21 protein-coding genes are annotated in these 26,655 nt (G+C 71.9%); 5 read left to right on the top strand and 16 right to left on the bottom strand.

Translation table 11 applies throughout. The annotated features are described in order from the left end of the window. Window positions 1–23: 23 nt before the first annotated feature. From ACZ6QQ_RS11010 to ACZ6QQ_RS10945, 14 genes are all read right to left on the bottom strand, one after another. Window positions 24–998 carry a sulfotransferase gene (locus tag ACZ6QQ_RS11010; RefSeq protein ID WP_465875782.1) on the bottom strand — a complete coding sequence of 325 codons (975 nt, stop codon included), beginning with the start codon at window positions 996–998 and terminating at the stop codon, window positions 24–26. Beyond that, window positions 995–2,284 carry a glycosyltransferase family 4 protein gene (locus tag ACZ6QQ_RS11005; RefSeq protein WP_465875781.1) on the bottom strand — a complete coding sequence of 430 codons (1,290 nt, stop codon included), beginning with the start codon at window positions 2,282–2,284 and terminating at the stop codon, window positions 995–997. The genes ACZ6QQ_RS11010 and ACZ6QQ_RS11005 overlap by 4 nt, the downstream gene beginning before the upstream one ends. Next, a complete protein-coding gene (locus tag ACZ6QQ_RS11000; protein ID WP_465875780.1) occupies window positions 2,275–3,258 on the bottom strand; it encodes a glycosyltransferase family 2 protein in 984 nt (327 codons plus the stop codon). Before ACZ6QQ_RS11000 ends, ACZ6QQ_RS11005 begins: the two co-directional genes overlap by 10 nt. Next, window positions 3,255–4,610 (bottom strand): O-antigen ligase family protein, encoded by a 1,356-nt coding sequence (locus tag ACZ6QQ_RS10995; RefSeq protein WP_465875779.1) that lies wholly within the window; start codon window positions 4,608–4,610, stop codon window positions 3,255–3,257. The genes ACZ6QQ_RS11000 and ACZ6QQ_RS10995 overlap by 4 nt, the downstream gene beginning before the upstream one ends. Beyond that, the gene (locus ACZ6QQ_RS10990; protein ID WP_465875778.1) at window positions 4,607–6,700 is read right to left on the bottom strand and encodes a glycosyltransferase; all 2,094 of its coding nucleotides are present in this window, start codon (window positions 6,698–6,700) and stop codon (window positions 4,607–4,609) included. The genes ACZ6QQ_RS10995 and ACZ6QQ_RS10990 overlap by 4 nt, the downstream gene beginning before the upstream one ends. Then, window positions 6,697–7,548, bottom strand: a complete 852-nt coding sequence (locus ACZ6QQ_RS10985; protein ID WP_465875777.1) for a class I SAM-dependent methyltransferase — start codon at window positions 7,546–7,548, stop codon at window positions 6,697–6,699. The genes ACZ6QQ_RS10990 and ACZ6QQ_RS10985 overlap by 4 nt, the downstream gene beginning before the upstream one ends. Then, complete coding sequence (locus ACZ6QQ_RS10980) at window positions 7,545–9,155, bottom strand: oligosaccharide flippase family protein (RefSeq protein WP_465875776.1); 1,611 nt, start codon at window positions 9,153–9,155, stop codon at window positions 7,545–7,547. The genes ACZ6QQ_RS10985 and ACZ6QQ_RS10980 overlap by 4 nt, the downstream gene beginning before the upstream one ends. After that, window positions 9,148–10,272 carry a sugar transferase gene (locus ACZ6QQ_RS10975; RefSeq protein WP_465875775.1) on the bottom strand — a complete coding sequence of 375 codons (1,125 nt, stop codon included), beginning with the start codon at window positions 10,270–10,272 and terminating at the stop codon, window positions 9,148–9,150. Before ACZ6QQ_RS10975 ends, ACZ6QQ_RS10980 begins: the two co-directional genes overlap by 8 nt. Window positions 10,273–10,343: 71 nt before the next feature. Then, complete coding sequence (locus ACZ6QQ_RS10970) at window positions 10,344–11,855, bottom strand: tyrosine-protein kinase domain-containing protein (protein ID WP_465875774.1); 1,512 nt, start codon at window positions 11,853–11,855, stop codon at window positions 10,344–10,346. 259 nt (window positions 11,856–12,114) lie between these two features. Next, window positions 12,115–13,827 (bottom strand): amidase family protein, encoded by a 1,713-nt coding sequence (locus tag ACZ6QQ_RS10965; RefSeq protein ID WP_465875773.1) that lies wholly within the window; start codon window positions 13,825–13,827, stop codon window positions 12,115–12,117. A gap of 105 nt (window positions 13,828–13,932) precedes the next feature. Next, window positions 13,933–14,421 (bottom strand): GNAT family N-acetyltransferase, encoded by a 489-nt coding sequence (locus ACZ6QQ_RS10960; RefSeq protein ID WP_465875772.1) that lies wholly within the window; start codon window positions 14,419–14,421, stop codon window positions 13,933–13,935. Next, entirely contained in the window at window positions 14,418–15,476 is a 1,059-nt protein-coding gene (locus ACZ6QQ_RS10955) for a zinc-dependent alcohol dehydrogenase family protein (protein ID WP_465875771.1), read from the bottom strand. Before ACZ6QQ_RS10955 ends, ACZ6QQ_RS10960 begins: the two co-directional genes overlap by 4 nt. A gap of 58 nt (window positions 15,477–15,534) precedes the next feature. Continuing rightward, on the bottom strand, window positions 15,535–16,203 hold the full coding sequence (locus ACZ6QQ_RS10950) for a hypothetical protein (protein WP_465875770.1): 669 nt from the start codon (window positions 16,201–16,203) through the stop codon (window positions 15,535–15,537). Between the two features lie 75 nt (window positions 16,204–16,278). Next, on the bottom strand, window positions 16,279–17,547 hold the full coding sequence (locus tag ACZ6QQ_RS10945) for an MFS transporter (RefSeq protein ID WP_465875769.1): 1,269 nt from the start codon (window positions 17,545–17,547) through the stop codon (window positions 16,279–16,281). Between the two features lie 120 nt (window positions 17,548–17,667). Here ACZ6QQ_RS10945 and ACZ6QQ_RS10940 point away from each other — a divergent pair, with 120 nt between their 5' ends. Then, window positions 17,668–18,129 carry a nuclear transport factor 2 family protein gene (locus tag ACZ6QQ_RS10940; RefSeq protein WP_465875768.1) on the top strand — a complete coding sequence of 154 codons (462 nt, stop codon included), beginning with the start codon at window positions 17,668–17,670 and terminating at the stop codon, window positions 18,127–18,129. Window positions 18,130–18,159: 30 nt separating this feature from the next. Here the strand turns inward: ACZ6QQ_RS10940 and ACZ6QQ_RS10935 are convergent, their stop codons facing one another. Beyond that, a complete protein-coding gene (locus ACZ6QQ_RS10935; RefSeq protein ID WP_465875767.1) occupies window positions 18,160–19,629 on the bottom strand; it encodes a condensation domain-containing protein in 1,470 nt (489 codons plus the stop codon). Between the two features lie 327 nt (window positions 19,630–19,956). Between ACZ6QQ_RS10935 and ACZ6QQ_RS10930 the strand changes: the two genes are divergently transcribed. The 4 genes from ACZ6QQ_RS10930 to ACZ6QQ_RS10915 are packed head-to-tail and all read left to right on the top strand — an operon-like array spanning window position 19,957 to window position 25,265. Beyond that, on the top strand, window positions 19,957–20,286 hold the full coding sequence (locus ACZ6QQ_RS10930; protein WP_465875766.1) for a hypothetical protein: 330 nt from the start codon (window positions 19,957–19,959) through the stop codon (window positions 20,284–20,286). 1 nt (window position 20,287) lies between these two features. Then, window positions 20,288–21,844: a class I adenylate-forming enzyme family protein gene (locus ACZ6QQ_RS10925; RefSeq protein WP_465875765.1), complete on the top strand. Its 1,557-nt coding sequence runs from the start codon at window positions 20,288–20,290 to the stop codon at window positions 21,842–21,844. Next, on the top strand, window positions 21,841–25,017 hold the full coding sequence (locus tag ACZ6QQ_RS10920; RefSeq protein ID WP_465875764.1) for a non-ribosomal peptide synthetase: 3,177 nt from the start codon (window positions 21,841–21,843) through the stop codon (window positions 25,015–25,017). Before ACZ6QQ_RS10925 ends, ACZ6QQ_RS10920 begins: the two co-directional genes overlap by 4 nt. Beyond that, window positions 25,014–25,265 carry an acyl carrier protein gene (locus ACZ6QQ_RS10915; protein ID WP_465875763.1) on the top strand — a complete coding sequence of 84 codons (252 nt, stop codon included), beginning with the start codon at window positions 25,014–25,016 and terminating at the stop codon, window positions 25,263–25,265. The genes ACZ6QQ_RS10920 and ACZ6QQ_RS10915 overlap by 4 nt, the downstream gene beginning before the upstream one ends. Before the next feature lie 175 nt (window positions 25,266–25,440). Here ACZ6QQ_RS10915 and ACZ6QQ_RS10910 read toward each other — a convergent pair whose 3' ends face one another. Further along, window positions 25,441–26,304 (bottom strand): TylF/MycF family methyltransferase, encoded by an 864-nt coding sequence (locus ACZ6QQ_RS10910; RefSeq protein WP_465875762.1) that lies wholly within the window; start codon window positions 26,302–26,304, stop codon window positions 25,441–25,443. Window positions 26,305–26,655: the final 351 nt, after the last annotated feature.

Here is a 26,655-nt window from a genome sequence, read left to right as displayed (position 1 = left end):
TACATGTCAGAACACGTGCGCGGTCACCTCAGGGGATAACCGTATGAGATGAGTAGCGGCGCGCAGATGGCGCTGACCAGCCGACGCTGACGCGGCGGGAACGCGGTTCGCCACTTGTCGTCGCGGCGAAGTGGCAGACGACCGGTGGAGAAACGCATCGGATTACCACCGAGATTGTGCGGTACGGCGAGGTCGGCGTAGCCGTCGCCCAGAAACGACAGATCTCCGTCGGCCAGGTCGATCCCGGCGAACTCGGCGAGGTCCCTGATCCCGTCGCGGGGATTTTCGAGCAGCTTCTCGTAGTAGACGCGGCGCACCGGCAGCCGGTGCGCCGACTCTCCCTCGCCCCACCCGCGCGCCGAGCCGAGCAGGCCCGCGATGGAGTTCTGGAGGTTCCATTGCAGTGCCGAGGTCGTCGGCGGAAAGCGGGGAAGCACCCCCTCTCCCGTCCCCGGATTGGTCACCTGCTTGGTCCAGGAGTAGGCGACACCGCGCGGGTCGCGTACCAGGTGGACCACGCGCAGGTCGACACTGCCGGCGAAGCGCAGGCACAACCCGATCGTGGGGAACTTGGACGAGTCGATGATGACCCGCGCGCCGGTCACCTCGACGGCGGCCGAATAGACCCGGGCGAAATAGTCGACGTATTCGTTGACCAGGGCGAGCCGTTCACCGGTCAACTGCTGACGAGCCAACCAGGAGACATGCCGGATACGCGGCACGACACGTCGCAGGTAGACGAAACGCTCCATGTCGGCCCGCTCCCAGCCGCCGAACGCCCGCTCCCCCACGGCGAGCCAGAAGTCGCATCCGGAATAGGGGGATCCGCAGGCGCAGAGGTTGCCGGGTTCGACGAGCCGCCACAGATCGGTCACCTCGCCGAGCGTGCAGGCACCCGGCAGCGCGCCGAGCATCCGGTCGAGCAGCGTACTGCCACTGCGCCCCATGCCGCTGATGTAGATCACCCGCAGGCGACGATCGGACTCCGATCTCGTCATGAACTCGACCAGGGCGCGAGATCCGGCGCGACCGGTGGTGTTCCCTGTCGCGAGAGCGAGGCAGCGGGCCGTCGACCCGCAGCGGCGTGATCCTCCGAGGCGACCCGACCGGTGGTCAGGCGTACGCTGTCGGCGCCACCGCCCCCGGACAACCCGGCCTCCTGCGCCCAGATCCGGCACATCTGTTCGGCAATGCGGTGCCATCCGAATTCGGTGGTCGCCCGGACGTGTCCACGCGCCGCCAACTCGCGGGCGAGGGTGGGGTCCTCCCGCAGCCGGCCCAGTCGGTCGGCGAGCGCGGTGGCGTTGTGCGCCGGGAAGGTCAGCCCGGCCGAGCCGATGACCCACGGGATCTCTCCGACGTCGCTGCCCACCACGGGAACCCCGCACGCCATCGCTTCCACGAGGACCCGGCCGAACTGCTCCCGCAGCGGGATGCCGATCCACGGCACGATGTTGCGCTGGACCAACTCGATCGACGGCAGCACCAGCGCGTCCATCCGGGTGAGCAGGCCGGGCAGCGCGTCGTGGTCGGTCCAGCCACACAGGGTCACCCTGCCCGGTCGACGGGCCGCGGCCTGCTCCACGTCGGCCCGCATGCTGCCATCGCCGACCACCAGCAGGTCACAGTCGAGCAGTTCCGCCGCGCAGAGCAGGTCGCCGATCCCCTTGTGCGGTTCGAGCCGACCGACGAACCCGGCCGTGAACGGGCGCGGTGGCGTGGTCGGCGCCGGCTGGAACGCCGCCGTGTCCACACCCAGGGGTACGAGGCTGGCCCGGCCCCGGTAGCCCTTCACCCGCAGCACGTTCAACGCGGCCGGGGTGATCGGGAAGATGTGGTCGACCGCGCGGTAGACCTGCCGTTCGATCAGCGGGAAGGGCAGCGGAAACCGGATCACGACGTTCTGCGCCGCGTACAGCGTCACCGGCACGTTCGGCCAGTACCGACGACGCAGGCGCATCACCTGCCAGGTGCTCAGGTAGGCCGCCTCGCCGATGATGTGGATGACGTCCGGCGGCTGCTCCCGGGCCAGTGCCCGCAGGCTCTCCCGGGGGAACAGCACCGAGGCCATGTGTCCGGTGCGGTCCTCGCTCCACCGGTGCGCCACGACGTGACAGCGCAGCCGGGGCCAGCGCTGGCTCAGCCGTTCCAGGTCGCGATGGGTGCTCTCCGACACGTCGGCGGCCAGGATCGTGAGATTGACTCCGGGCCGGGCGGCCAGCGCCGCGAAGAGACTGATCCAGTGTTCGGTACGTTTACCGACAATACTGATCATCACGTGCATTGCGGTCTCCTGAGTTCGGTACGGTGCTCCCGGCCCACCGTGTCCGGCCGGGCGGCGAGCGCGATGCGGCAGACCTCGAACCAGGCGGGGCCGCGCCACCCGGCCCGTTCCTTCGAGCTGCCGACCCAGCGCACACCGGCAAGCGCCATTCCGATCAGCGCGCGCAGCACGACGGCCAGGCGTACCAGGTGGAAGGTTCGGCGCCGGTTCCGGGCGAAGAACCGCAGCATGCTGCGGTAGAGGTGCGGCGGCGTCGCTGCCGGGCCACTACTGGCACCACCTATGTGCATGGCCTCGACCGTGGGGACGTAGACCACGGTCGCGCCGCGCCGCCACGCCTGTAGGCACAGTTCCTCGTCCTCGTAGTACATGAAATAGCCCTCGTCGAGTCCGCCGATCTCGGTCAACAACCGGGTGCGAACCGCGAGGCAGGCGCCGGAGAGCCAGTCGACGGCCACGGTCGCCGCCGGCCCCGTACAGGCGTCGTACGCGCGCCGTCGGTGCGTACCGCTGAACAGCCGACGCAGCGACACGGGCAGCAGGGCGCCACCGAACCGGGACGCGAGCACGCTGCTCAGCGACTCGAAGGGGTGGGCGCTGATCGCGATCCGGCCGGCCTGGTCCCGCAGTCGCGGCCCGGCGACGCCGACATCCGGACGGGTACGTACGGTCCCGACCAGTTCCCGTGCCGTGGCCGGCGGCAGCACGCAGTCCGGGTTGACCAGCAGCACCACGTCCGTGTCGATGTCGCGAAGGCCCTGGTTCACCGCCGCCGCGAAGCCGACGTTCACCGGATTGACGATCAGGTCCACCTTCGGGAACCGCTCGGTGACCAGGGCGACGGTCCGGTCCGCCGAGGCGTTGTCGACCACTCGGACGAGCAGGTCCGCCCGCGTCAACGCGGTCAGGCAGTCGTCGATGTGGTTGGCCGAGTTGTAGGTGACCACGACAGCGGTGGCGGGTGGCGGTGTCATCGCGTCCCCAACGCCGTCGCCATGTTCGTCGCCCCGGTCCGAGAGGCCGCGACGGCGGTCCCGTTCGATCGTCTCGTCAACAGCACCAGTGCGGGCAGCAGGCCGAGCGCCCAGTGCCCGGTGGCCGGGCCGGAGAACAGCACCGACACCAGGAATCCGCAGATCAGGGCAGCGAACGCGAACGGCAGTCCGTCCCGTTCGACCAGACCCTCACGTACCGCCCGCAGGATCGGCCAGAGTAGGAGGACCAGCCCGACGATCCCCAGGTTGGCCAGGATCATCACGTAGAAGACGTGGTACAGCGGTCCGACGTCGGTCACCTGGAAGGTGGGCAGGTACACGTCCGGAGTGGAGTGCCCGAGCCCCAGGCCGACGAGCGGGTTCGCCAGGAACGCGTCGATTCCGACCGTCGCCTCCGGTACCCGGTATCCGGCGCCCTGCTCCAGCGCGGCGGTGACCTCCGCGGACCGGTTCCGCACACCCGCACTGATCATGATCGCGCCAGCGAGCAACAGTACGGTCGCGGTGGTCATGGCCCCGGCCGCGAGCCGGACGGCACCGGTCCCGTAGACCAGGAGGACCAGCACGGCGACCCCGGCGAGCACCCACGTCGTGCGGTACGACGCCAGGACCACGTCGGCCAGGAACAGCGCGGACAACCCGATCAGCCCGCCACGTCGCCAACCGCTGGTACGACAGCTCAGGACCAGCAGTGGCACGGCCGCGATCAGGGACCAGGCGCCGCCGTGCCGTCCGGGCGCCGTCATGGTCACGACGGTGAGCACGGTGCACAGGATGACGAAGAGGGAACCGGCCGACCTGATCCGGCGCGGTGTCGTCAGGGTGTACGTCGCCATGAAGTAGTAGATGGGGATGACGGCGAAGTGGTAGCCCGAGATCACCACCTTGGTGGGGGAGCCGCCGACGAGGAGGCCGTACACGGCCGACGCGGCGAGGTACACGACCAACAGGGCCATCGGTAGGTCGGCGACGGTGCGGGCACGTCCCTCCGCCTCTCCCAGCAGCAGCCGGCGTACCAACAGGCTGACGGCCCCGGCGGCGAGCAGGCAGGCGTGCAGCCCGAGGATCGCCCGTACGGAACTGTCACCGAGCAGGGCCGTCGTGCCGAGGACTCCGATGATGGCCGTCGGCAGCACGGTCCAGGGCCATCCGGTGAAGACGACGCAACACCCGGCCACGGCGATGGCGAGCAGGCCGAAGTCGCGGGTCGCCGACCCCGTCGTGGCGGGGATGACGGCTGCCACCGCGGCGTCATGCGGAAGCGTGACGGCGGCAGCCGCGAGCAGCCCCGCCCCGACAACCGTGGACGGCAGCATTTTGGCTGCCCTCATCTACCCGCCGCCAACCCGGCGATCAGGTCCCGCAGTTGATCACCACGCGCCGCCCAACTGTTGCGCAGTGCCGCGGCCCGACGCTGCGCCAAGGCGTCCGGGCTCTGGCTGGAAACCAGGGCCTCCTCGATCGCCGCCACGAAGGCGGTCGGCCCGGCACCCAGGTGGATCGGCCCGTCGAGCCGTTCGAGGGCCGGCAGTGGGGTCGCGACCACCGGTTTGCCGAGCGCGAGGTACTCGTAGCACTTCTTCGGGTGCACATAGTCGATCAGGCCGCCGAGCCGGTACGGGATGAGACAGGCGTCGCACGCCCGCAGGATGGCGGGCACCCCGGCGAACTCGACCGGATCCCGCAGCAGCACGTTGTCCAGTCCGGCCAGCGGCGCGCGGCCGGCGGGAGTGGACGGGCCGACGATCAGGAAGGTCCAGTCGGGGCGGAGTCGGGCCACCTCCGCCACTAGTTCGGCGTCGAACGCGCGCGTGTCCACCGCCCCGACGTATCCCAGCAGGGGGTGAGGCAGTTGCTCCGCCCACCCGGCGACCGGTCCGGCCGGGCTGAACCGATCGGGATCACATCCGTTCGGTAGCGACACGGGCGGCCGGCGGGCGGCCGGAAGCCGGTGCACCAGCGCCGGCGAGGAGGCCAGGACCAGGTCGGCGGCGCCGACCGCACTGCGCATTCCACGGCGTACGTGCCACCGGTTCCACCAGCGGGTGAACGTCCAGTCGAGATCGGCACCGTCGTAGATGACCGCTTCTCCTCCCAGGTGGCGGGCGGCGGTCACGGACAGGTCCTCGTCGATCCACACCAGCCGTCGGCCGGGGTGACGGTCCAACCAGTGGCGGACCAGCAGGGCGCCGATCCGCCGGTTGACCCAGTTGACCGGCGGCAGCTGCCGGCCGGCCGGCAGCACCGTCGGCGGGACCGCCCGCCACAGCGACGGCGCGATCTGACGCACCGTGAACCGCCACCGGGGGCGCTGACCCGGCGGCTCCACGAACAGCACCCGGCGGTCGGCGACCAGCTCCCGGGCCAGCGCGTGCTGACGGTGCGCCTCGGTGCTCCAGTCGACACCGCTGAACATCACCACCCAGTCCCGCAGATCGCCACCGGGCAACGGGCCATGGTCGCCACGCAGCGCGGCGATCAGGTCGCGCCGGCCGAGCTGTCCCCGGATCCGGAGCACCCAGCGCAGCTGACGGTCGACGAGCGTGAGCGCCTGTAGCAGGCGGAGCCGGTGACGCGGTTGGGTCTGCGCCACGTAGCGGACAAGTCCGGCGAGGTGATGACGGGACCGCGTCGCCGGGTCCAGCAGCCGGGTGGACGAGCCACGGTCATGGGTGACCAGCGCGTCCGGTGTCATCCACAGTCGCCAGCCGGCGGCGGCCAACCGGTGTGCCAGCATCACGTCGTTGAAGTACAGGGGAAAATTCTCGTCGAAAACCCGGTGCGGTTCGAGTGCCTCCCGGCGGAGCAGCAGGCAGCTCGCCGCCGGCTGCGGCACCGGCCGGGGCCGGTGGAAGTCCCCGTCCGCCAACTGGTAGGCGAGCCAGGATTCCCGCAGGCCCGGAAGCCAACGCAGTCCGGCGGCGAGACCGAGCGCCGCCCGGAAGCCGAGCAGCCCGAGGTAGTGCGGCTCGACCTCACCGTTCTCGTCGAGGTACTGCGGCCCGACGCCCGCGGCGGCCGGCCGCTGGCGGAGGAAGTCCACCAACGTCGACACCGCCTTCGGCTGGCACCGTACGTCGCTGTTCAGCAGCAGGACCAGGTCGGCCCGAGCGGCCCGGTACGCCTGGTTGACCCCCTCCGCGTAACCGAGGTTGCGCTCGTTGCGAATCAGTCGCACACCCGGGTACGCCGCCAGCAGCTCCACCGAGCCGTCGGCCGAGCCGTTGTCGACCACCACCACCTCGTACCGAAGCGCGTCCGTCATCGCGGCGGGTAGCGACTCCAGACAGTTCCGGGTCTTGTCCCGGGTGTTCCAGCTCACCAGCAGCACCGACACGTCCGGCGGCGCGGTGTCCGGCATCCCCGGTCGGACCGGCCACTGCTCGGTCCGCGCGGGTGGGATGGCCGATGCCGCGGTCATGACACTCCCCCGGTCTCCCGGCGTTTGGCCAGCACCCGTACGTAGTCGCCGAGTTGCGGGTGACTCGACCGCAGTGAGGCGGTGGTGCGCAGACCACGCCAGTGACTGGCCAGGCCCCAGCGACTCAACCAGCGACTCGGCCGCAGGTAGTGGGAGGCGAAGATGGTGTCGGACCGGACGACCTCGAAGCCGGACTCGCTGACCAGTCGGGTCAGCGAGTCGGGGTCGAAGTGCCACAGGTGGTAGCGCGGGGCCAGGTCCACCCAGGAGGCGCCGTACCGGCTGGCCGCCGCGGAGATGATGTTGGGCACCTCCAGTGCCAGCCACCCACCCGGCGTCAGCCTGTCGTGGGCGGCCCGCAGGAACTCGCGCGGATCCGTGACGTGTTCGAGCACGTGGAAGGCGCACACCGCCTGGACCGGTTCCGCGAGGATCGTGCTCTCGAACATCCCCTGCCGCACGGGAACGCGGAGCTGTTCGCGCGCGTACCGCGCGGCCACCTCCGACACCTCGACACCCTGGACGGAGATGCCGTGGTCGCGGGCGGCCTTCAGGAAGAACCCGCCCGCCGGCCCGGCCTCGACCAGCGTGGTCGGTCGCGCCGCCGACAGCAGCCACCGCAGTCGCCGGGCGGCCTCGAATCGCCACTGCGGCGCCAGGGCGAAGTACCGCCGGTACGATTCACTCTCATAATATGACTCGTCGTACAATTCGTCGGGCGGCGCGAGCCCGTCGGCGGTCCACTGGAACGCGCAGGTCCGGCAACGGCGCAGGAGCCCGCCCAGGACTGGCTCACTGCGCGTTTCGCCACACAGCGCACAGTGCTCGGTGGCGAGGAGACTGGTCATGGGAAATCCTTCCGAATCGTGGCGTCCGCGGGGTTCCCACGAACGGGAGTCACCGGCCGCTTCGTCAGCAACATCCGGCCGTACGCCGACCAGCGGCGCGACAGCCAGGCCCGCTCCGCGGGGCCGACCAACCCGGTCGCGCCGAGTACGACACCGGCGACCAGCAGAACGGTGCCGCCACGCAGCAGCACCGTCAGCCCGGCTCCCAGCCGGCCGGAGAGTTCCGGGAGGTACGGCGCGACGAGGCCGCCGCAGACACCGGCCACCACCGCGGCGAGCAGTCCGGGGTACACCGCGCGCAGCAGTCCCGCGACCGGTCGCCCGGTCGCCCGGTGGAACCGCAGGCAGAAGTACACGCTGCTGGCCGTGATCGCGATCGTGGTCGAGAGCGCCGCCCCGAGCGGACCGAAGAGCCGCATCAGGAGCGGCACCAGCGCCAGGTTCAGTCCCAACGCCGTCAGCAGGTACCAGGTCTCCCGGTCCGGCCGCCCCTCCACCCGGGTGACGAGGGTGGCGGCGCCGGCAGCGAGACCGAGGGTGTAACCGGGTGCCAGGATCAGGACGGTCGCGGCCGCCCATGGCACCGGCTCACCGATCCAGCCCCGGATCAGCGGATCGACGCAGACCATCAGGGCGGCGGCGCACGGACCGGCGAACGCCACCACGTACCGGGTGGTGGTCAGGTAGAACCGGTCGAGCCAGTCGCGACCGTGCTCGGCGACGCCGGCGACGGCGTACGGGAAGAGGACGGTGAAGATCAGCTCCGGCGGCAGTCTCAGTACACTCAGCAGCCGACTGCCCAGGTCGAATCCGGCAACCGGCGCGGGGCCGAACGATCCACCCACGACCAGCCGGCCGACCTCGGCGTTCACCACCCCGGACGCGCGGGTCACCTGGACCGGCAGGCCGTAACCGGCGGCGGAACGTACGTCGGATCGGCGGATGCCCGCAACCCTGGGGGTCAGCCATCCGATACCCCGGTGCGCGGTCACCATCAACACCACGGCGCGGACCGCACTGGTGGCGGCGGTCGACGCGCCCAGTGCGGCCAGGCCACCGCCGAGCCGTATCACGACCACCCCGAGCAGCGCCCCGAGCAGGGCGGTCGCCGCGGTGGTCCAGGCTATCGCCGTGTACCGCTGCGTTCCGGCCAGCATCGACCGCCAGGGCAGCGACACCTGGTCCAGGAGCACTCCGACCATGAGCCAGAGCGCGCTGTTGCGTGCCTCGTGGACCAGGTCACCGATGTCGAACAGGCGGGCCAGCAGGGGCCAACACAGCAGCGTCCCGACGACGGCGAGCAGGCCGAGACCCACCGAGCACAACATGCCCAGGCCGAGGATGGCACGGGCACGACGGCGCCCCTCGTCGTCGTGCGCCCGGGCCACCTCCCGTACCTGTGCCGTGCCGAGCCCGAGGTCGGCCAGGGAGACGACTGCGGCCAGCACACCCAGCAGTGCCCAGACGCCGAAACCCCGTACCCCGAGACCGTCGTACAGCACCGGCAGTGTCGCCAGGCTCGCCACCGCCACCACGGCCCGCGCGACGAACAGGCTGCCCGTGTTGTGGGCGATCCGTCGTCCGGCGGTGTGCGCGACGCTAGCCACGGGGGAACCCCCGCACCATGTCGGCAAGGGTGAGCACGAGCAGGGTCAGATCCAACCGCAACGAGCGGTAGCTGAGGTAGAGCAGGTCGTAGCGGAGCTTCTCCTCCGCCGTGGCCGCGTACCCGCCGGTGAGCTGCGCGACGCCGGTGAGTCCGGGTCGGATGAGGTGCCGGAGGTCGTAGTGGGGCAGCGCCCTGAAGCCGTCGACGAATTCGGGCCGCTCCGGGCGGGGCCCGACGAGGCTCATCTCACCGCGCAGAACGTTCCAGAGCTGGGGCAACTCGTCCAGGCGGGACCGGCGCAGGGTTCGCCCGATCGCGGTCACCCGACCGTCGTTCGGCGTGGCCATCTGCGGCCCGAGGCCGTGTTCGGCGTTGGGGCGCATCGTACGGAACTTGACGATGCGGAACAGCCGGCCGCCCTCACCGACGCGGTCCTGGAAGTAGAGGGCCGGCCCACGGACACGCACCGCTGCCAGGATGATCAGGAGCACCGGCAGCAACAAGGGGAGGCTGGCGAGGACCAACCCCACGTCCAGGCACCGCTTGACCCGCCCGCATGCGGAAGGACCGGACGGCCATCGGACGTGCACCCAGAGCAGCCCGCCGACCCGACGAAGCCGGGCCGGTCGGAGCAGGCCGTAGGTCGGGCGCGCCAGCACCAGCAGGTCGACCTGACGCGTCAGGCAGGCGGCCATCAGTCGCGGGTCGACCGAGTCCAGCGGCTCCTTCATCAGCACCATCTTCGGCCGGCAGAGCAGGAGCAGCGCGTCCAGTTGCTCCACTTTCAACGGCGTGGACAGTCGCATCACGACTTCGAATTCCTCGTCCAGGCGGTCGGCGGCGGGATGGGTGGCGGAGTCCACCACGGCCACCCGGACCCGTCTGCGGGCCGGTGCGGACACCCGTACCCCGGAATCGGGGCCCTCGGTCGTCGCAGCGCCGCCCGGGGCGGGGTGGGAGGCGCCGAAGGCGGTCCTGCCCCGACGTCGACGGGTGTCCGGCAGGCGGTCGTCGCGCGGCTCGTCGATGCCGGGCAGCTGATCGACGCCATGCACCCCGTCGACGACCGGCGACGCGGTCGCCTGGGTGGGCAGGGTGCCGGGGAGCTTTCTCAACGACGCCTCCTGGACGCGACGTTCGGGGCAAGCGAAAGACAGCGGTGTGATCGGGAGAGGGTTGGGCGGAATCAGCGTGCCGAGGTGAACGGAACCTCGACCTCCGCCGACTCGGCCGGGCTGACGACCGCCTCGATCGGCCGGCGCACGGGTGATGGCGCCTCGTCGTGCCACCAGGGGCCGGCGCGGTGGTGCGCGTGGCCGGCCGGCTGCGACGGCATGACGTCACCGCTGGACCACGACCCCGCGCCGATCCCCGCACCCACGAGATAGCGGTGCGCCAACCCGAGGTCGCGACGCCGTACGTCGTTGAGCAGGCAGCCCACGACCTGTCCGTGGACCGTCCGGAGTGCGGCGGACGCTGCCTGGGCCTGCTCCTGTCCGGTCCTGTTCGCCCGCGCCACCAGGACCACACCGTCGGCGGCGTTGGCCACGACGGCTGCGTCCGTCACCGGCAACAGGGCCGGCGTGTCGATCACGATCAGGTCGAAATTCCACCGCACGTCGTCGAGGAGCGCCAACATCCTCCCCGAACCGATGAGTTCGCTCGGGTTCGACGGAATGGCGCCGCTGGGCAGTACCCAGAGGGGGTGCTGCCCCCACCGCTGTAGCGTCTCGGACACGTCGATCCGACCGATGAGCACGTCGGACAACCCGGGCGTGCTCTTCAGGTTCAGGTATTTCGCGATCCGCGGACGCCGCAGGTCCGCGTCCACCAGCAGCACGCGCCGACCGGTCTCGGCGACCATGACGGCCAGGTTCGCGGCGGCGGTGGACCTGCCCTCCCTGGGCATGGCGCTGGTGACGGCGAGGACTCGCATCCCGGGGTGCACGGCGCGAAGGTTCGTGTGCAGTTGACGGAAGGCTTCCGCCCCCGGTGAGGACCTGCCCCGCAGCAACGCGGGTCTCCTCGCCATCGAGCCCTGGTGCGGAACGACCGCCAGGACGGGCACCCCGGTCGCCTCGATCAGCTTCCCGGACGTCCGGATCGTCTTGTCGAGCGCCTCCCGGAGCAGTGCCGCCGCCAGGCCGACCAGTAGGCCCGCCAGCAGGCCGAGGGCGAGGTTGCGCAGCGGTCGCGACGCCACCGTCACCGGGGTGGGGCCGGCGATGACCTCCAGTTTCACCGCCGGCGTATCGGCACCGGGCGACCCTTCGAGGGCCTCGACCAGGACCGTCAGCTCACCGAGGACGGCACGCGCCAGCCGTTCCGAGCGAACCTGGTCCGAGTCGGTGACGGTCACCGTCAACAGCACCGTGTCGCGTACGGCCTGCGCCGTGATCCGCTCCTGGATCTGCCGAACGGAGAGTCCCATGGGGTGCTTGCCCGCGACCATGCCGGCCAACCGGTCACCGCGGACCAGATCCACGTACGACTTGATCCGCTCTCGGGAGAAGGCGCTGCCCTGCATGACGTCGGTTGTTCCCTTGCCGGGCGTGGTGACGAAGTACGTCGTGGTGGTCGCGTACTGCGGCACCTCCATCGTGGTGACCGCGCCCGCGATCCCCATCCCGGAGATCACCGCCACCAGCACCAACCACCAGTTCCGGCGTAGCCCGCGCAGACTGCTGCCGCCATTCACCCTGTTCCCCCGTACTGATCATGCCAAGTCTCGAATGCGTCTTTCGAAGACTAAAGTACGGTTGGGTCGGCATTCACCCGAATAGCCCAAGATGTCGGTAATCAACGCTTCCGCCGGGATCGCGACGTCCGACCGGGCCCACGGTCCCCGGAAACGGGTCGGCCCGGCGGACACCTCGCGGTATCCACCGGGCCGACTCGTTGCCTCGTGCCGCCTGCCTCAGGTGCAGGCCGAACTCATTGCCGCGACCGCTCTCCGGTCACGGTGCGCAGCTCGATCCGCGCCGCTCCAGGGAACTGCAACGGAACAGGGACGGGTTCACCTGGGACGGCGGGAGCCACTTCTTCGACGCCTGCTCGTAGTCGTACGCGAGGGCCAGCAGGGACGCCTCGGTGTAGGCGGTGCCGAGGAAGGACAGGCCGACCGGGCGGCCGTTCGCCGGGTCGTACCCGATCGGGACGGCGACCGACGGGTACTGGGCGCGGGCGCCGATGCCGGCCGAACCGCTGCCGACGAAGACGATCGCGTCAAGGGTCTGCGCCCGCAGCACCGAGTCGATCCGGTCCCGCGCGCCGGCGATGCCGGTGTCACGGTTGGTCTCGTACGCCGCCTTGGCCACCGGGTCGGTCAGGTCGATGTTGTTCGACGTGACCAGCTGGGTCTGGCCGAACTTGATCGTCCCCTCGGCGGCGTGGGCCAGGTTGTACCGGACCACGTCGTCCAGGGTGTCCATCGGCGCGTTGCGCGGCAGCCGGGCGAGGTAGGCGTTCAGGTCCCGCTTGAACTCGTAGTCCAGGATGCCCGGCGGCAGGCCACCGGTGGCGACCGTGACCGGTACGACGGTGGCGCCCCGGGCCCGGAGCACGTCCAGCGCCTCGTTGAACAGCACGCCCTGGTTGCCGGTCGGGGTGCTGGCCACACCGATCCGCTTGCCCTGCAACGCGGTGGTGGACAGCGCGCGGGTGTAGTCGGTGCCGACGACGCCCTTGCTGGTGGAGGTGATCGGGTCCTCCGGGTCGATGCCGGTGAGCGCGGTGAGCAGCGCGGCGGCGTCGTACACGGAACGGGTCATCGGGCCGGCGGTGTCCTGGCTGGCCGCGATCGGGACGACCCCGGTCCGGCTGACCAGGCCGACCGTCGGCTTCACCCCGACCAGCGAGTTCGCCGCCGACGGGCTGAGGATCGAGCCGGAGGTCTCGGTACCGATGGTGACGGCGGCGAGCGCCGCCGCGGCGGCGGAACCGGACCCGGAACTGGAGCCGCTCGGCGTCTGGCTCACGTCGTACGGGTTGAGCACCTGGCCGGCCAGGCCGCTGTAGCCCGACGGCATGCCGTTGGTGGTGAAGTTGGCGAACTCGGTCAGGTTGGTCTTGCCCAGGATGATCGCGCCGGCCGCCCGCAGCCGGGTGACCAGGAAGGCGTCCTTCGACGGGTACGAGTCGGCCAGCGCCAGCGCACCGGCGGTGGTGGGCAGCCCCTTGACGTCGATGTTGTCCTTGACCAGCACCGGAATGCCGTGCATCGGTCCCCGGGCGCGGCCCTTGCGCCGGTCGGAGTCCGCCTGGCGGGCCTGCTCGATCGAGTCGCGGGTGAGCACCCGGACCGCGTTCAGGCCGGGGCCGTTGGTGTTGAGCGCCCGGATCCGCTCCAGGTACGCCTCGACCAGTTCCTCCGAGCTGACCCGGCGGGAGTTCAGGGCGTCGCGCAGCTGCGGGATGCTGGCGCGTTCCAGGTCGATCGGGAACGGGCGGTGCCGGTCGGTGGCCTCGATGGGGGCGGCGCCGAGCGCGGCGGCCACGAGCGCGGCGACGGCGGTGAGGCCGGCGGTGAGCAGGGCAAGCCGGGACACGCGTCGCGGCCGGGGTAGCGCAAGGGGTTGGTGCACCTGTACGACCCTTCGATGAGGCCGCGCCCGGCCGGGTGGGCCGAGCGCGGAGTGGATCGAGAAGATGTGGATCACGGAGAAGGACACGGCCCCACTGTTGTGAGCCCGCGTCGGGCAGATTGCCATCCCGTAAACGATCTCGCTTGCCCGTAGCGGGATCCACTCGATCCGCCCTGGAGCGGGCCGGTTGGTTCACCGGTCGGCGGGCCGGTCCCCGGTGCCGAGTCGGCGTTCGTAGCAGACCGACAGAGCCGAGCCCACGTAGCTTCCGAAGGCGTCGATACGCCGGTAACCCTCGCGCTCGTAGAAGCGCATGGCGTCCGGTTGGGCGGTGCCCGTCTCCAGCCGCAGCGTCGACCAGCCCCGCTGTGCGGCAGCCGCCTCCAGGGCACGCAGCAGGGCGGTGGCGACACCGGAACCGCGCGCGGCCGGGTCCACGTACATACGTTTGATCTCCGCCGAGCCGTGGTCCAGCTGCCGCAGGGCACCGCAGCCGACGGCCACCCCGTGGGCGTCGACGGCGACGACGAAGTGAGCGACGTCGGCGGCCGACGGGTGCTGTCCCGGTTCAGGATTGTCGATGCCGTAACGGGCGTCGAGTTCCGCCTCCTGCCGTGCCCGCAGGGTCACGCCGACCGGGTCGTCCCACGGCCGCACCTCGATCGTCCATCCCGCCGTCACGCGTGCGCGCCGGGCTCGATCAGGCGGATCCCGGCGGCGCCGGGACGGTCCATCGTGGTCAGTGCCTCGGGGGCCAGGTCCAGGCCGATCGTCCCGGTGACCAGCCGGGCCGGGTCCAGCACCCCGCCGGTGATCAGACCGAGCAGCGCCGGGTACGCGTGCGCGGCCATCCCGTGGCTGCCGCGTACCTCCAGCTCGGCGCCGATCACCAGGTCCATCGGCAGCGCCGGTGCGCCGAGTACCGCCGGCAGCAGACCGACCTGGATGTGCCGACCCCGTCGACGCAGGCTACGGATGCCGGCCACGCAGGTGTCGTGGCTGCCGAGCGCGTCCACCGACAGGTGCGCGCCGCCACCGGTGAGGTCGCGTACGGCCGTCGCCACCTCGACCGGCCCGGCCAGCCCGGCAACGTTCACGGTCGCCGTGGCGCCGCACTCGCGGGCCAGCGCCAGCGCCGGCTCGGACAGGTCCACCGCCACCACCCTGGCCCCGCTCGCCGCCGCGATCATGACGGCCGACAGGCCCACCCCGCCGCAGCCGTACACCGCCGCCCACTCACCGGCCGCCACCCGGCCCTGCGTCACCACCGCCCTGAAAGCGGTGGCGAACCGGCAGCCGAGCGCCGCCGCGACCGGGTAGTCCACCTCGTCGGGCAGCGCGACCAGGTTGACCGCCGCGTGGTCGACCACCACGTACTCGGCCCACGAGCCCCACTGGGTGAAGCCGGGTTGGGTCTGGAACGCGCACACCTGCTGCTCTCCGGCGAGACACTCCGCGCACCGACCGCAGCCGTAGACGAAGGGGGCGGTGACCCGGTCGCCGACCCGTACGCCCGACACCCCGGCGCCGACCCCGGCGACCACCCCGGCGAACTCGTGACCGGGCACGTGCGGCAGCCGGATGTCCGGATCGTGCCCCTGCCAGCCGTGCCAGTCGCTCCGACACAGCCCGGTCGCCTCGACCCGGACCACCACACCGTCGACCGGCGGCGACGGATCCGCCACCGTACGGACCTCGGGACGGCCACCGAACTCGTCGAACACCACCGCGCGCACGGCCGCATCCTCGCACACGGCCTGCCCGGAACCGGTCCGGTGGCAGGGGCGGGATGGTTCAGGTCACCGGCGTGACGCTGCCCGGCGGGGTCAGGTCCCGTACCGCGCAGAGCATGTCTCCGTCGGCGCCGACCAGCACGATCGAGTAGCTGGTGTCGGCCGCACCGGTCAGCGACTGCGGCACCAGGAACCAGCCACCGGTCACGGCGACGTCGGTCGGCGGCCCGCCCCGGCTGATCCGGACGGTGGTCGCCGGCCAGCGGCCGACCGTGCCGAACACGATCTCGCTGTTGCGGTTGAGCGTGACCTGGTCGTCGGCGCCGCCACAGCCGCCGAACCCGCTGACCCAGCCGCCCCGGTCCTCCAGGTCGAGGTAGAAGCACCGGGCACCGACGCCGGGGCCTGGATCGGGATCGGTGACCCAGAGGGTGACCTCGGTGCCGCCGGCCAGCTTGTCGCTGCCGGCGAGCAGGTGTCGGGCCGGCGCCGCCGATGCCCCCGCCCTCTCGACCGCCTCGTCGGCGTACCGGTCGAATGCCTGCTCGACCCGGGTCTGCCGGTCCGGACCCGGGTCGTCCCGGTCGACACAGCCGGTCCCGCTCGCGGCGACGGCCAGCGACACCACCACCGCCAGTCCGGCCCGGAACACCCCGGCCACCGCCGGTCGACGCCGCAACACCCCGGCCACCGCTAATCGGTGCCGCAACACCGCACGGTCACGTCTCACGCCACGCCTCCCCCGTAGGTCGTCGGCTCAGCATGCCCGTGCCGGTCGCTGTGACGCGAGCGGATTCACCGACGGCTACCGGGCAACCTCACCGACCGCCGCCGGTCTCGGGGTCCAGCGGTACAGCACGGCGACCGCCGCCGCGCCGACCCCGGCCATGGTGAGCACGGCGGCGGTCAACGGCCCGATCGCCAGTACCGAGCCGATCAGCAACGGCCCGCCGCCGTTGCCGAGGTCCGCGCAGAGTCGCCAGGCGCCGATGAACTGCGCCCGGCCGGTCACCGGTGACACGTCCGCGCCGAGGGTCATGATCAGCCCGCTGCTCAGGCCGTTGCCCAGCCCCATCAGCATCGCCACCGCAGCCAGGCCGACGACGGTCGTGGCCAGCGGCAGCAGCGCGTGCGCCAGCCCGAGCAGGAACATCGACGGGACCGCGACGACCCGCCGCCCCCAGCGGTCCATCGCCCGGCCCGCCGGGTAGAACAGCAGCATGTCGACGGCGCCGGAGACGCCGAAGACGAGGCTGAGCGTGGCCGGGTCCAGGTCGAGGTGCGCTCCCCACAGCGGGATCACCGTCTGGCGCGACGCGCGCAGGGCTCCGACCAGCAGCACCCCGAGGCCCAGGGTCCGCAGCACCGCGAGGTTGTCGCGGACCACGGCGAGCGTACGGACCTTCGCCGGTGCCGTACCGGGTGCCCGGTCGACCGGCAGGGCGGGCAGGACGAGCAGCACCGTCACCGCCACGGTCGCGGCGACCACGTGCACCCAGTACGCGCCGTCGGTGCCGACCAGGGTCATCGCCCCCGCCCCGACGAACGGGCCGGCGAACGCCCCGATCCGGCTCGCCCCGCCGAGGGTGGACAGGGCACGGGCCCGCAACCCGTACGGCACCACCTCGGTGACGTACGCCTGGCGGGCCACGCCCCAGACGGCGCCGACCAGCCCGATTCCGGCCACCGCCAGCCCGAGCGCCCAGACCGAGGTGGCGAAGACACAGGCGAGCAGGGCCGGTACGACCAGCGCCGTGGACCAGAGCATCGCCGACCGCTCGCCGATCCGGGCGATCAGCGCGCCCGCCGGTACGGCACCGAGGATCTGCCCGACGCCGATCAGGCCGACCAGGACACTCGCGGCACTGGCCGACGCACCGAGGGCGGTGCCGGACAGGACGACCACCGGGGCGACCGCGCCCTGCCCGAGGCTGTAGATGGCGGTCGGCAGGTAGACGGTCGGTCCGAGGGAACGGATCGTCACCGGCGGCCGGGGCGCCGGCACCACCGGTTCGGGTCCCGCGACGACCGGACCGCCGGACCGCCCCGAGTCCGGCCCGAGACGATCATGCATCGGTTCAACCTATCCGGCGGACCGGTACGCCGATCGTCCGCCCCGGCACCGACCGCGCTGTTATATTCGCTCGACCGGAGTAGTTCGTCCCAATTCCTTCACCATGCTCGGGAGGCGAAGATGCCGGCGCCCGTTCCCCCGTTCACCCGGGACACCGCGATCCAGAAGGTTCGCCTGGCCGAGGACGGCTGGAACTCCCGCGACCCGGAGAAGGTGGCGCAGGCGTACACGCCGGACTCGCACTGGCGCAACCGGTCCGAGTTCCTCACCGGGCGCGACGAGATCGTCAGGTTCCTCACCCGGAAGTGGGCGCGGGAGATCGAATACCGGCTCATCAAGGAACTGTGGGCGTTCGACGGCAACCACATCGCCGTGCGGTTCGCGTACGAGTCGCGGGACGATTCCGGGAACTGGTTCCGTTCGTACGGCAACGAGAACTGGGAATTCGACGACGAGGGGCTGATGCGGGTCCGGCTGGCCAGCATCAACGATCTGCCGATCCAGGAGTCGGAGCGGAAGTACCACTGGCCGCTCGGCCGGCGTCCCGACGACCACCCGGGACTGAGCGACCTCGGCTTCTGATCCGGACCCGGCACAGCCGAGCCGACCGGATCAAATCGGGTCCGCCCGCCCATCGGGTCGCCAGGGCCAGGGCACGTCGCCGACGGCCGCCCGGACCAGCAGTTCCTCGATCCCGCGCAGCAGCCCCACGGCCGCCTCCGGCGGCAGGTAACAGGTGTCGAGGGTGAGCACGAGGCCCACCGCGCGGGGTGCGTCGACCATCTGGAGGCGGCACCGCCAGACGAACCTGTTGGCCGGTTCGGACCAGCGCAGCGTGGTCCCCGACCGGGTCGCCCGCAGCGCCCGCTCGTCGAGATCCGGTCCGGCCGCACCGGGGTCGCCGGGCAGTCTGACGTCGTTGACCAGGCAGTACGGGCCGAGCATGGTGAGGTAGTCGAGCCCCAGGTCGGCGAAGGCCCGCCGGATCGCCGGTGGGTCGTAGTACGCGTGCCGGTAGCCGTCCAGCGCGGCCTGCCCGACCCGGGGCAGCAGCCCGGCGAAGGTCGGCCGGTCGGCGAGGTCGACGGCGATCAGGGCGAGCTGGTTGAGCTTGGCGACCGCGTCGCCGTGTCCCGGCTGGTAGCGGTTGTTGGCCATGCTGACCAGGCCGCACCGGGGATCGTCGGGATCGCCGACGGTCAGCGCGGCGGTGGCGGCGAGCAGGACGGTCGAGGTGCTGACCCGGTGCCGGGCGGCGATCATCCGGCTGGCCAGGTCGACCGTCTCGGAGACCATCGACAGCACCCGGTACCGGGGGGCGTGCGCCGGACCGACCGACGCGAACCCGCCGGCCGGCAGCCGGGCGAACCGGTCCGTCCAGGAGACGATCGCCCGGTCGGAGCGGCCTTGTTGCGAGCGGGCCTCCCGCCCGGCCACGTCGATCGACTGCAGGCCGGGTGCGGTGTCGATCCGCCCGCGTACGAGCAGCAGCCGCAGGTCCCGCAGCACGGTCTCGGTGGCGTGGAAGTCCACCGTGGCGTGGCTGAAGACCAGCACGATCCGGCGTACCCGGCCGTCGACCACCACCAGGGCCACCCGCAGCGGCCACTCCTCGGTGTGGTCGAACGGGACGACCCCCAGCCGGTCGGTCAGTTGCGCCGCGAGGCCGGCGCCGTCGTCGTCGGTGTGCGCCACCGTGGTCCCGACCCGCTCGGCGGTGTCACCGACCCGCTCGGCGGCGGCGTTCGCGTCGACCACGAGCAGCGGCAGCCGGCCCGAACCGTACGACTCCTGGCGCAGCTCGCCGTCGACCAGCCGTACCCGGGTCCGGAGCGACTCGTGCCGCCCGACCAGGGTGCCGATCACCTCGGCCACGGCCGGCACGTCGGCCGGCGAGCGGCGCGGTACGGTCACCACCCGGCACAGGTTGAGGAAGCTGTTGCGCGACCCGAAGTCGTCCATCGTCCACCACATGGCGCGCTGCCCCCAGGTCAGCGGCGCGACCCGCTCCCGGCCACCGGCGAACTCGGCGTACACCGGGTGCTCCGACCCGGAATCGACCGGCACCGCCATCCGCCTCATGCGCTCCTCCAGATCGTCGGGTCCCAGATGGTATCGGCCGGCGCCGGGCGCGGCCGACGGCCGTCGGCTCCCTGGTCGCGCCCATCCTGAAGGAAAGCGCATTCCTCCGGTGATTCGTCCTATGTGGAGGACATCAGTGGTTCGGTCCCAATCCGCTGCCCCGTTCGGCCGATCCCCGCCACCGGCCACACCGGGCACACTGCGAATCGGAACGCCGACCTAACACTGAGCGACGGCACGGCGAACCGCAGACCGACCAACAGACCGACGATGCGGCCACGACACGGGGAGGCCCTCTGGCGTCTTCGGCGAAGTGAGGCAGTCCGCGTGACCGAGGTCGACCTACCCGTACGGCACGACAGCCTGCGGATGCGGTTCACCCAGACCACCGACGGCACCCCGACCGTCGAGGTGGCCGCGACTGTCGGCGTACCACTGGTGATCGGGGTGGGACCGGGCCGGGGCATCGGCCTGCTCTACGTCATGCTCGGGCTCCGCATCGCGCTGACCGCGGTGGTGTCACTGCGTACCCGGGTGTCGGCCCGCTTCGACGACGAGGTGCCCGACGCCCCGCCCGACGGCCTGCTCGGCATCGAGGCCCGGCTGGCCAGGGCCGGAGCCGCCCGGCAGGTGGAGACCCGGACGAATGGGAGCTGACATGACCCGTACGGTGAACGACCGGATCCTCGCCGCCCGGACCGTACCCGAGCTGTTGAGCTGGCGGGCCGCCGCGCACCCGGACCGGGTGGCGATCGAGGTGCACCGGGTCGCCACCCTCACCTTCGCGCAGTGGGAGGCGGGCGCGACCGCCGTGGCCGCCGCCCTGCGTCGGCGCGGCCTGGCCGCCGGTGACCGGGTCGGCCTGCGTTTCGGCGCACCGGACTGGACCGACTTCGCGGTCGCCTACTGCGGGGTGCAGCGCGCCGGTGGCGTCGCCGTCCCGCTCTCCGACCGGCTCGCCGCCACCCAGGTACGGCAGGCGCTGGAACACTGCGCCGCCACCGTCCTGATCGACGGTGCCGGTGCCGAGCCCATCCCGACGGCGGTGCCGGCCGCGACCGTGGCCGAACTCGTCACGGCCGGTACGGGCGCACCGCCGCCCGAGGTCACCGTCCACCCCGAGGACCTGGCGCAGATCCTCTACACCTCCGGTACGACCGGCCGACCGAAGGGCGTCGGCGCCACCCACGCGAACCTGACCGTGGCCGCACCGACCCACCCCCGGCGGCTGGCACTGGGCCACTCCGAACGGTTCCTGCACGCGTTCGCGATCGGCACCAACGCCGCCCAGACGATGCTGTTCAACGCGCTCACCGCCAAACCGACGGCGCTGACCCTGCCCCAGTTCACCCCGGCCCGGTTCGCCCGACTGATCGAGACCGCCGGCACCGGAACGGTCTTCGTCGTCCCGTCGATGGCGATCGAACTGCTCAACGCCGGTGTGCTCGACGGCCGCGACACCGCCGGGGTGCAGCTGATCGGCTCGACGGCGGCACCGCTGGCGCCGGCGGTCGCCGTCCGGCTCGCCGCCGCGTTCCCGAGCGCGGTCATCGTCAACTACTACACGTCGACCGAGGCGGCACCCGCACAGACCACCATGATCTTCAATCCGGCCCGCCCGGACGCCGTCGGGAAGGCCACCGTGGGTGCCCTGATGATCGCCGACGAGCAGGGGCGGGCCCTGCCCCAGGGCGCCACCGGGCAGGTCTGGCTGCGCTGCCGCCACCCGCGCGCGTACTTCCGGGACGAGCAGGCGAGCCGGGCGACCTTCCACGGCGAGTGGGTACGGATGGGCGACGTCGGACGGATGGACGCCGAGGGCTACCTCTACCTCGCCGACCGGCACGAGGACGTGGTCAAGTCCGGCGCGTTCAAGATCTCCACCCTGGAGATCGAGGCGGCCCTGTACGAGCACCCCGGCATCGCCGAGACCGCCGTCGTCGGGGTGCCGCACCCGGTGCTGGGCAGCAGTGTGGCGGCGGTGGTCGTACCCCACCCGCAGACACCCGCCACCGAGGTCACCCTGCCCGCGCTGCGCGCCTTCCTCGCCACCCGACTCGCCGACTACCAACTCCCGACCCGACTGCTGCTGGTCGACGAGTTGCCCCGCAACGAGGCCGGCAAGGTACTCAAACGTCACCTCGTCGACCGGCTCGGGCACGTCCCGTCCGCACCCACCCCCAGCACGCACAACCACCACCCGGAGGGCCCGTGAACACCGCACCGACGACGTACGCCCAACACGCCGTCTGGTTCACCGAACAGGCCGGGGTGGCCGGCACGGCGTACCACCTGGCGATCGGCGTCCGGTTCGGCGCAGGACTCGACCGGGCCGCGCTGGCCGAGGCGTGTGCCGTGGTCATCGGTCGGCACGAGGTGCTGAGCACGGCGATCGAACCCGACCCCGAGGGCGCGCCCCGGCTGGTTCCCGCCGTGGAGAAACTGACCCTCACCACCGGCGACCTCAGCACCGAGCGGATCCGCGCGGAACTCACCCGGCCGTTCGACCTCGGCCGGGGGCCGCTGGCCCGGTTCACCCTGCTCACCGGGCCGGCCGACCGGCACCTGCTCCTGGTCACCGCGCACCACCTGGTCTTCGACGGCATGTCCAAGGACGTGCTGCTCGGCGAGCTGGCGTCGGCGTACCGGGCGGCGGTCGCCGGGCTGCCGGTCGACCTCGGCCCGGCTCCCGACCCGTACGCGGGACACGCGGCGGCCGAACACGACCGGGTCGCCGCCGACCTGCCCTCGGCCCGGCAACACTGGGCCGGCCGATGGTCGACACCCGGCGAGGTCCGGCTGCCCGGACTGCACCGGGTGCCGACCGCCGCCGAACCCGGCGCCAGCGTCGAGTTCGCCCTCGACCCGGACCTGGTCGCCGGTGTCGACCGGGCCGCCCGGGAGATCGGCGTGACCCGCTTCGAGCTGCTGCTCGCCTCGGTGCACACCCTGCTGGACCGGTACGGCAACCGGGACCTGCCGGTCGGCGTCGCCCTGTCCACCCGTACCGCCGGGACCGCCGGGCAGGTCGGACTCTTCGTCAACGAACTGCCGGTGCACCCGCCGGCGCCGGCCGGCACCTTCCGGGACCACGCACGGGCGGTGCGGGCCGGCGTACGCGAGCTGTACCGCTTCCGGCACGTCCCGCTCGCCCAGGCCGTCGGCGGGCTGCGACCCGCTCCCGCGCTGACCCCGGTGTCGGTCGGCTACCGGCGACGCGGGGCCGCCCCGGACTTCGCCGGTCTCGACACCACGGTCGAGTGGACGATCTTCAACGAGACGGCCCGCAACGCGCTGCACGTACAGATCGTGGACGGGCCGGAGGCGGTCACGGTCAGCCTCCAGCACAGCCCCGCCGCGATCGACCGGGAGTCGGTCAACCGGATCGGGGCGCACCTGCGCACCGTACTGGCGGCGGTGGTCGACGAGCCCGACCGGCCGATGCTGACGCTGCCGGTGCTGCCGCCGGGTGAACTGTCCGACCTGGTGCACGGCTGGAACGCCACCGACCGCGACTACCCCGCCGACACGAGTGTTCCCGTGCTGTTCGCCGCCCAGGTTCGGCAGCGACCGGACCAGGTCGCCGTGGTCGACGGGGACCGGCGGCTTACGTACGCCGAACTCGACGCGGTCAGCGGCCGGCTCGCCGCGGTCCTGCGCCGCCGGGGCATCGGGGCCGGCGCCCTCGTCGCGGTCTGCCTGGACCGGTCCTGGCAGGCGGTCGCGGCGCTGCTCGCGGTGTTGCGCGCCGACGCCGGCTACGTACCGGTGGACCCCGGCTACCCGCTGCCCCGGCAGGAACTCATCCTCGCCGACGCGAATCCCGCCCTGGTCATCGCGACCGCGTCGGCCGCCGCCGCCCTCGACCCGCGCCGACCGGTCCTCACCGTCGACACCCTCGACCTCGGCCCGCACGGCCCGGACACCACAGCCGCTCCCGCTCCTGCTTCCGGTCTGGGGCCGGACGAAACGACAGCTTCCGTTCCGGGGCCCGACAACCTCGCCTACGTGCTCTACACCTCCGGCTCGACCGGACGACCGAAGGGCGTCGCGGTACGCCACGGCGCGCTCACGAACCTGCTGCTCGGCATGGGTGACCTGCTGTCCAGCCAACCAGCCGACCGCTGGCTCGGGCTGACCTCGCTGTCGTTCGACATCTCCGCCGTCGAGGTGTTCCTGCCGCTGGTGACCGGGGGCCGCGTGGTGGTCGCGTCGAACACCCACGCGGCCGACGGGGCGGCCGTCTGCCGGCTGATCCGCGACCAGCGGGTCACCCACGTCCAGGCCACCCCGTCCGGCTGGCGGATCCTGCTCGAAGCGGGGCTCGGCCGGGAACCCGGGCTGCCGGCCGTCGCGCTCGCCGGTGGCGAGGCGCTGCCGGCGTCGCTCGCCCGTGACCTGCGGCAACGGGTGACCCGCCTGGTCAACGGGTACGGGCCGACCGAGGCGACGATCTACGCCACCGTCGCCGACCTGCCCGAGCATCCGGACCGGGTGACGATCGGCCGTCCGCTGCCCAACGTGCGCGCGTACGTCCTGGACGAGCACCAGCGTCCGGTGCCGGTGGGTGTGCCGGGCGAGTTGTACCTCGGCGGTCGGGGCGTCGCCGTCGGCTACCTGCACCAACCCGACCTCACCGACGAACGTTTCGTCCCCGACCCGTTCACGGTCGCTGCCCCACCGTCCGCGCCCTCCTCCGAGTCGGAGGCGGCGTCGGGGGCGGGGCGGCTGTACCGGACCGGTGACCTGGTCATCCGGCTACCCGACGGCCGACTCGACTTCATCGGCCGGGCCGACCAACAGGTGAAGATCCGGGGCCACCGGGTCGAGTTGGGCGAAATCGAAGCGCGTCTGTCGACACACCCGGACGTGGTCGCGGCGGCCGTACTGTTGCGCGGCGGCGGAACCGAGGAGGCGCAGGCGCGGCTGGTCGGGTACGTCGTGACGCGCGGCGCCCCACCCGAACCGGCCACCTTGCGTACGCACCTGGCGGGAACGTTGCCCGCCGCCATGTTGCCCGACGCGTGGGTGTTCCTGGACCGGTTGCCGCTCACCCCGAACGGGAAACTGGATCGGGCCGCCCTGCCCGAGCCGGCACGGGAACGCGCCGGTACCCCACCGACCGCCTCGCCGGACCCAGCGGGCGACGGTGGTGGTGACGAGGTTGTCGCGCGGATCCGCTCGATCTGGCAGGACGTCCTCCAGATCGACGAGATCGGTCTGGAGGAGGATCTCTTCGACCTCGGCGGTCACTCGCTCACGATCACCCGGATCAGCGGCCGGATCTACCAGCACCTGGGCGTGGAGGTGCCGCTGGACGTCTTCTTCGACACTCCGACGATCAGGGAGATCGCCGAGTTCGTACGACGTTCGGGAGCTGGACGATGAGTGGGAACGACGCCCTGCGTCGGCGACTGGCCGAGCTGATCAACGAGGTCACCGACGGCACCGTCGACACGGAGGACGTACTGGTCAGCGGCGCCTCCCTGGTCGCCCTCGGTGTGGACTCGCTGGGCCTGCTGCGGCTGATCGACGCGATCGAGACCGAGTACGACGTGGAACTGGACCTCTCCGGCACCGGCCGCGGCCTCAACACCCTCGAAGACCTCACCACCCAACTAACCCCCCACCCCTGACCCCACCCCCACCCCGCCCCCCGCCCCCCGCCCCCCGCCCGCCCGCCCGCCCGCCCGCAGAGCGCACTCTTGTAGAGAATGAGGCGCTATCCGCACCGGAATTACCACTCATTCTCTACATGAGGCGCCCGCAGACGGCGGGGAGGCGGGGCGGGGGGCGGGGGGGCGGGGCGGGTTAGTGGGTGCGTTGCCAGTAGCGGCAGGTCCAGTCGACTCGGTGTAGTTCGTCGGTGATGCCGTGCTCGGCGCGGAAGTTGTCGACGGCCTGGCGGCAGCCGCGTACGGAGTGGTAGTCGTCGATGATGACGTAACCGCCGATGGAGAGCTTCGGGTAGAGCGACCGCAGCGCCACGTCGAGCGACTCGTAGAGGTCGCCGTCGAGACGCATCACCGCGAGCTGGTCGACCGGCGCCTTCGGCAGGGTGTCCCTGAACCAGCCGGGCAGGAAGCCGACCTGGTCGTCGAGCAGGCCGTACCGGCGGAAGTTGCTCTTGACCTGGTCCAGTGACACGGCCAGGAACGGGACGGTCCACAGTGCGTCCTCGAAGTCCTCGATCCGGCCCGGGTCGGGCTTGGGCAGGCCACCGAACGAGTCGGCCACCCAGACCGTACGGTCGTGGTCCCCGTACGCCTTGAGCATCGCGCGCATGAAGATGCAGGCGCCGCCCCGCCACACCCCGGTCTCGATCAGGTCACCGGGTACGCCGCGTTCGATCACGTCCCGTACGCAGTGCTCCAGGTTGTCCAACCGGCGCAGGCCGATCATGGTCTCCGCCTCCGGCGGCCAGTCCCGGCCGTGCTCGCGCGCCTCGGCGTCGAACGGGAATCGGCGCACCAGTTCCATCCCGCGCTGGTGCAGCAGCCGCCGGCCCCGGCGGTACACCGCGCCCCCCAGGGACCGGCGGCGGGGCTGGAACGGGGTCCAGGTCTCGCCGAACACGCACCGGGTGAGGGTTTTCTTCAGCAGGTCGGTGTAGAGCCGGCGGGGGTCGTCGGTGGTCGGCTCGGCGACCTGCGCCGGGGACGGGATGTCGGTCATGGTCGTTCCTCCGCTGAGGTGTCTTCTGCTGCACGGGATGTCGTCCACCTCACCGCACAATCATGTACTAAACGTCCAGTATCTACTGAATCATGACGAAGCACCCGATGGGCATGAAAACGCACAACCCAGCAATTAGGGGCCGACCAAAGCCGCAGTGGGCGTCCCGGCGGGTCCGCTGGCCCGGTCCGCAGCTGCCGGGCCCGGCAGGCGCCGGTGCGGACCGGGCCGGAACACGAAGGGGGCGAGGGGGGGGGGGGGGGGGGGGGGGGGGGGGGGGGCGGGGGGGGGGGGGGGGAGGGGGGGGGGGGGGGGGGGGGGGAGGGGGGGGGGGGGGGGGGGGGGGGGGAT

Source organism: Micromonospora sp. NPDC049529, from assembly GCF_055586685.1.
The sequence above is the reverse complement of the archived record's forward strand: the minus strand, read 5'-3'. Positions and strand labels throughout refer to the sequence as shown.